The following is a 5772-nucleotide window of genomic DNA, read 5'->3' on the forward strand; positions in this document are numbered from 1 at the left end:
TATTGATAATTCGTCTTAAATAATATCTTAGTTGTATATTATTATTGTCATACAAAGTGAATGTAAAATCATTCATATTCTTGCCAAAACGAATTTCAAAATGGTATATTTCATGTTTGAACTCCAATTCACCAATAATAAATTCTTGTTTTTCCTTTATACTATACTTGCCAAGAACTGGAAACCAAGTGAATAGTTCTTTTTCTGCACTTTTCACTATTGCTTGCCATTTATTGGAAGACGAAGAAAACGAAACGGAGGTCTTAGCCTCAGAGAATTTACCACTGCCTCTTAGCTTCCATTTTCTCTCTGCAATATATTCTTTCTTATTTGGAATTTTTCTTGAAGCAACATTTGATTCAATCCTATCCAAGAATGGCTTAAGATTACTTGAATAGCAATTATTGACTATCATATCATCCCAGGGAGAACCAAATGGACAAAGGACACATCCTACTCTAGGCTTTCCTACACGATATGCTGAATTTATATGCAAATCATGTTCTAACAGATATAGGAAAACTTCAGTTGTATTCCAACTCAATATTGGACGTGCGTTTACTACAAATTTATGTTTTACCCCTTTACCTATTCTATTATATTCACTTCGACTTACTGACTCTTCTGCTCTTACTCCTTCAAAAGCTAAGAATTTTTGTCGTTTATCTGTACCAGACATCAACATTCTGTACAACGGAGCTGTTTTCATTACCGAGCAGCACCAGCGGTGATTATCACTTGGTGTGCCAATTTTATCCCAATAATTGAGTACAGACTCATGGTTACGAGCCATAAGGAAGTTGAGGGTAGGGAATTTCTCCTTGTAGTATGTCTCCACCTCTTTATATAAGGTTAGCGATGGAGGCAACTCATAGCCCGTATCGCTATATATCACCTCAAAGTCTGTTGGTGGAATGGCTCTCGTACAAAGGTCGAGCACCACTTGTGAATCCTTACCACCAGAGAAACTGGCAATAAAGCGGTCGATCTTGGTAGAAAGCAGCACGCGTTTTCCCTCCTTCTCGGCAGTGGAAAGTGGCATAATATCAAAGGAATCGCAATCTTGTTTTACCACAGCCATCTTCTGCTTACTCTTTTTCTCCACACGCTCCGCCATAGCCTCAAAGTCGAGTTTGTTAGCATCTGCCTTGGCGTATGTCTTGTTCACCTTGGCGTATGCCAGATAGGTGTCGTGAATGAACTCAATGGCTTCGTTCTCCAAAACGAACATAAGGTCGGCGGTACGCTGGAGCATCTTCTTGACATCTACAGGTTTTAGCTCCATCGGTTCTATGCCAGGTTGCATTTCCAATGTGGGTTTGGTGTAAATGTCAGCACCTTTAGCATCGAAGAGGCGAACACCACGATACCAATATTGTTTGTTTACAGCCCACATAATAGGTTCTTTTGCATGAGGATAAGTCCAACCTAACTTATCCAGTTCCAAAAGATTCAATTCTTCAAAGAACACAGGACGTGGGGAGATTCCAAGCGTTCCCTCTACGATGCGCGAGTGCAACAGCACTCCGCCTGTCTCCTTATCCCATGTTATCTTATACATTATAAGTTTCTATCTTTTCAAATACGGATAGAACCCCAATCTCCGAAAATTGTTATAGTTTTGTTGGTTATGTCTCTACAAAAATAAAGCGTGGGATTCGCCTTTGCCCATCCCACTAGTCGAGGCTCTCGCATTGCCCAAATCGTCGAGACGGACAACGCAGAAAGCCCACGCATGGCATATATTAATCCCATGCGTGAGTAGCCGCATCCTACCACCACAAGTGGGGTACATATACGACAACACACGGCAGGGCGTAACATACCCACCGTGAGCATTCATCGTTGTCTTGCCTTATGACGATTTTTGTAATTTGCGAGATTACGACTAGTCAAAGACAAGCGTCAGATAAACGCTCTTTCTATAAAAACAGCACCCACCCACATTATACCCCTTCAGGCTTTCTGCGAGAAAAGTGCAATGCAAAATTAAATTATTTATTTATAATTTCCATTGTATAATGCAAACTCAAGTGAAATTATAAGAATATTTAACACAGTTTGTCGAAAAGGAAAACTGGGGAGACAAAAAACATGGGGACAGTTCCACTTGCCAACTATTAAGTCCGCAAAAGTCATTGTTGTGTATGTGCGATTTTGCTTTTCAAAAGCTGTAATACTGTAAGCTGTAAGGATTGTAACCTGAAGTCTCAAGTCGGAGGTCTGAAGTCGGAGGTCTGAAGTCTGAGGGCTGAGGGAGTGGTCTTTATCATCCTACGAAAATCTTTCTCCGTGTCCTCCGTGTGTTCCGTGGATTTTTTTTTGGGGGGGGCTGACAGACATCACAAAACATAATCATTAACGAGAATCCTTGACGAGAATGCGCTCGAATACCTCGCTTTTGGTGAGGGTTTTATTATGGATCGCATCGGGGATGCTCGACATCTTAACGAAAATCTTGAGAAGAATCTTCAAATAGAATCCGTGTAGTCCGGAAAACAGGGGTCAGGTTCCTGTCCTATAAGATATAGAAATGTCTGGCAGGGCATACCCTCCAGACGCGGAGTGCATCGTGAAAACTGGCAGCCCGTATGCGAGCCAACCAATTTAGCAACTCTGCGGCAAAATTAAATAAAAAATTTGATTTTAACGGTTAAAAAGAGAAAAATATACGGAAAAATTTGGAGGGTATCGGTTTTATTCGTATATTTGCAACTGAAAAAATAAATCAAATAAGGATTTTTATGAAGGGCTGAAGAGGTTGTATGTGAATACCGCCTCTTCTTTTTGTATGTTGGTGATCCGGAAATTTTTGTTATCCACGGAACACACGGAGGACACGGATGTTTTTGTTGAAGATTATATTTAAGATTTTTGTTAGGATGTCGAGCGTCTCCGATGCGATCCCCATTAAAATTCTTCCCAGAAGCAACGTACTGTTGCGCATTTTGGTCAAGGATTTTAGTTAAAGATTCTCGTTGTCAGCAGAATTTTTGTTATCCACGGAATACACATAGGACATCAGAAAAGGCATGACTGACACGAGCGAAAATAGATGTGACAAAATTTCAGTATTGAGCAGAAAAGATAAATTTTCAACAATTTTGGCACACTATTTGCTATACGTATATATCATTAGAGTCTCGTCCATAATATCATGGACGAGAAACCTAAAACAATCGAGAATATTAACCCTCCTGATTCCATTTGTGGATAGGGAATAAAATTTTTCAATCCCAAAAACTAAAAAAATGAAGCAAAAGAAGTTTGTCTTCTGTAGGTATTCTTTCAAGGAAGACCCAGATTCTAAAGAAGAGAAAAGAGTTGAAAAGGAAAAAGTTCAAGAGCAATTTGGAAAGCTATTTCAAACTGCTGGAAAACTTCAGATATACATGAAAAAAGGAAAGGAAGAAGTATGTTTGCAAAATAATGTGATTGCCGAGCATGATAATATCATCGTATTTAGACTTAATGATGATAAAGATATAAAGATAACATTACCTACAGGAACAACTACCAATAATATAGATGACTATAAAGAAAAGACAGAATCTTCCTATCCATATTGTCATATAATCTTTCTAAATCTTGGAGATGTGAAATATGTGGCTATTGAAAAAAATTACTCTACTTTCAATGGTAATATTGATAGGATTTTAAAGATACTTACTGCAAATTTTAATCGTTTAATAAAAGAATATGGTTATACTATTGAATTTGAAAAGATTTTGATGCGTGCAAAAGCTTGGAGTCTTATCAAAAGACGTTGCATAAGTAATAACGATTATGTGACTCAGATTTGCCTAACTGCAAAACGTGATGGGGAGACTGCAAAATTTGCTAACTTCTCGAGTGATAACGATATCAATGGGTTGATCAAGCGAGGTGAAGAAAACGAAGCAAAAGAGGTTTTCTTTGGAAGTAAATACGCAAAGGGTACCAATGAGCTAAGCATAAAAAATGCTATCGACACCATGTTTAATGTTGCAGAATTCGTATCCAAAAATGATTGTGAAATAAGGGTTAAGATGAGTAAAAGTGGAATGATATGCTTAAATGACGAGGTTGTGCCTATGTATTTTATGCCAGATTTAGCCATCGAAAATTTTCAGATGAAATCCTCTCTTTCTATTGAAAAAGGCGACTATGAACTTCTTAAATGGCTCAATGAATGTATTGACGATATAAAGAAAACAGAAAATGAAACAACGCCTCCAGCCAAAATCAGTTGCCCTAATTAATGACACTCTACAGGATAATGTCATTATGAGGTTAATAAATACCAGTTGTAAACAATTTGAGAGCCGCATGAATACTTTGCGGTTCTCTACAATTGAAATTTTTATAGAAACGGTCGAAATTATTGATGAAATCAGAAAACAATCGTCCGATTACGATATTAAAAATTCTTATGACTGCCTTTTCTGTTATTTACGAGATTATGATGAAAGTAAAGATAATGTTGATGCAAAGTTGGCTGCATCTGTAATTATTGTGTGGGTTTCTATTCTTTTAAATTATTGTTCCAAAGATAAAATGTTTTATGCTGATTCTTCTGATGGTTTGCTTGAAACGCTTCCTAAGGATTCTAAATGGAGGGATTTGGTACAAAACATTCAATCTCGATTATCCAAATTGCAAGAACAAGAAGACGAACTTAGTAAATATATGTGTGATTATATTGATAATCCGAAAAAATGGTTATCTGTTCAAATTCGGGATATCATAGATTATAATGGCATGAATAAAAAACTTATCGATGATCTAAAGCCTCATTTCTACAGCGATAATCAGCTTGAAAATATAATTGCTTATATTAAAGATATTCAAGAAGCTGGTAATGATCCTGCTATTGCCAAGATAACAGCCCAATATATCAAGAATAAAAAAATATCTGACTATAACAATTCGTACCTAAAACCTCTTTGGACGATCCTTAAAAGTCATGGTTTATATACTGCGACAAGCAATAACTGGAACAAAGCAATGAATAATCTACTGTCCTAATGATTCCTTGATATTATCTTCCCATTCTTTATAAATTCCTCGAAAATAGGTCAGCATTCCTCCTTTTGGGTGATTTGCTGGCCTATTTTAATGATATATTGCTTGATTTGTTCTATTTTAAGCATTATCTCACCGGTAATTCTTTGATTCTTTCCTTTTCAATTCCTTTTCATTCCTTTTTATTCCTCGAGCGAATGATACATTAGAAAAATAATACACTCCGCATTTTCTTTATCATATCTTTGCAGCAGAAATTTCTAATTCGGAGTTTCTGCTGCATTCTTTTATAGATTTCAGTCAGCGGTCAAAAACGAAACACGGCTCCGAGCGTAGGACATGAATTACATTGTCTATATGATCCTGCGTAGTGTGAGACAATACTTTTTTTAAAAATTATACAACAATGACAAAAAAGATTGTCGAGAACGGTTCTGCTTCATCGCACGAGCCACAGATTATCGGTAGCGTAGTCAACGACATGCTACAAGGTGATTCACCATTTGCTTGCGCTTACCGCGAGCATACGTCGGCCTATCCCCATACGGAATTGGGGATTGACCTCAAACTGATGACGCAACAGCCAGGGAGATTGCCTTTGGGCAGGTATCTCTGCGGTACGATCACGCGTGATGCAGAGGATCATTACCTCTTCGTGGAGCATGTGGCAAAGGCGTTATGGCCGGTAAAGCGTAACCCACACGTGTTTGTGGGACGGTATATCAACGTGAATAGAAAACCAGACGGGACTATCTATCCTACGTTCAA

At 37.7% G+C, this 5772-nt stretch carries 3 protein-coding genes and 1 pseudogene; 3 read left to right on the top strand and 1 reads right to left on the bottom strand.

The genetic code is table 11. The features are described 5' to 3' along the window. A partial coding sequence (locus tag CIK90_RS03470; RefSeq protein WP_144007215.1) for a phosphoadenosine phosphosulfate reductase family protein occupies window positions 1-1561 on the bottom strand: 1561 nt, incomplete at its 3' end. A 1690-nt stretch (window positions 1562-3251) separates the two neighbouring features. On the opposite strand from CIK90_RS03470, the gene CIK90_RS03475 reads away from it, so the two are divergent. From CIK90_RS03475 to CIK90_RS03485, 3 genes and pseudogenes are all read left to right on the top strand, one after another. After that, window positions 3252-4241 (top strand): hypothetical protein, encoded by a 990-nt coding sequence (locus CIK90_RS03475; protein ID WP_094434350.1) that lies wholly within the window; start codon window positions 3252-3254, stop codon window positions 4239-4241. Next, window positions 4201-5007, top strand: coding sequence for a hypothetical protein (locus CIK90_RS03480; RefSeq protein ID WP_094434352.1), 807 nt, complete (start codon window positions 4201-4203; stop codon window positions 5005-5007). The genes CIK90_RS03475 and CIK90_RS03480 overlap by 41 nt, the downstream gene beginning before the upstream one ends. A gap of 403 nt (window positions 5008-5410) precedes the next feature. Continuing rightward, window positions 5411-5772: pseudogene (locus CIK90_RS03485) on the top strand (hypothetical protein); the annotation flags it as partial.

It is taken from the genome of Prevotella sp. P5-126 (assembly GCF_002251185.1).
In the GTDB taxonomy this organism is placed as follows: Bacteria; Bacteroidota; Bacteroidia; order Bacteroidales; family Bacteroidaceae; genus Prevotella.

What these genes read in the sequence shown, in the direction of transcription:
- CIK90_RS03480 (WP_094434352.1), top strand. Translation starts at nt 4,201, where the DNA reads ATGAAACAACGCCTCCAGCCAAAATCAGTTGCCCTAATTAATGACACT.
- CIK90_RS03475 (WP_094434350.1), top strand. Translation starts at nt 3,252, where the DNA reads ATGAAGCAAAAGAAGTTTGTCTTCTGTAGGTATTCTTTCAAGGAAGAC.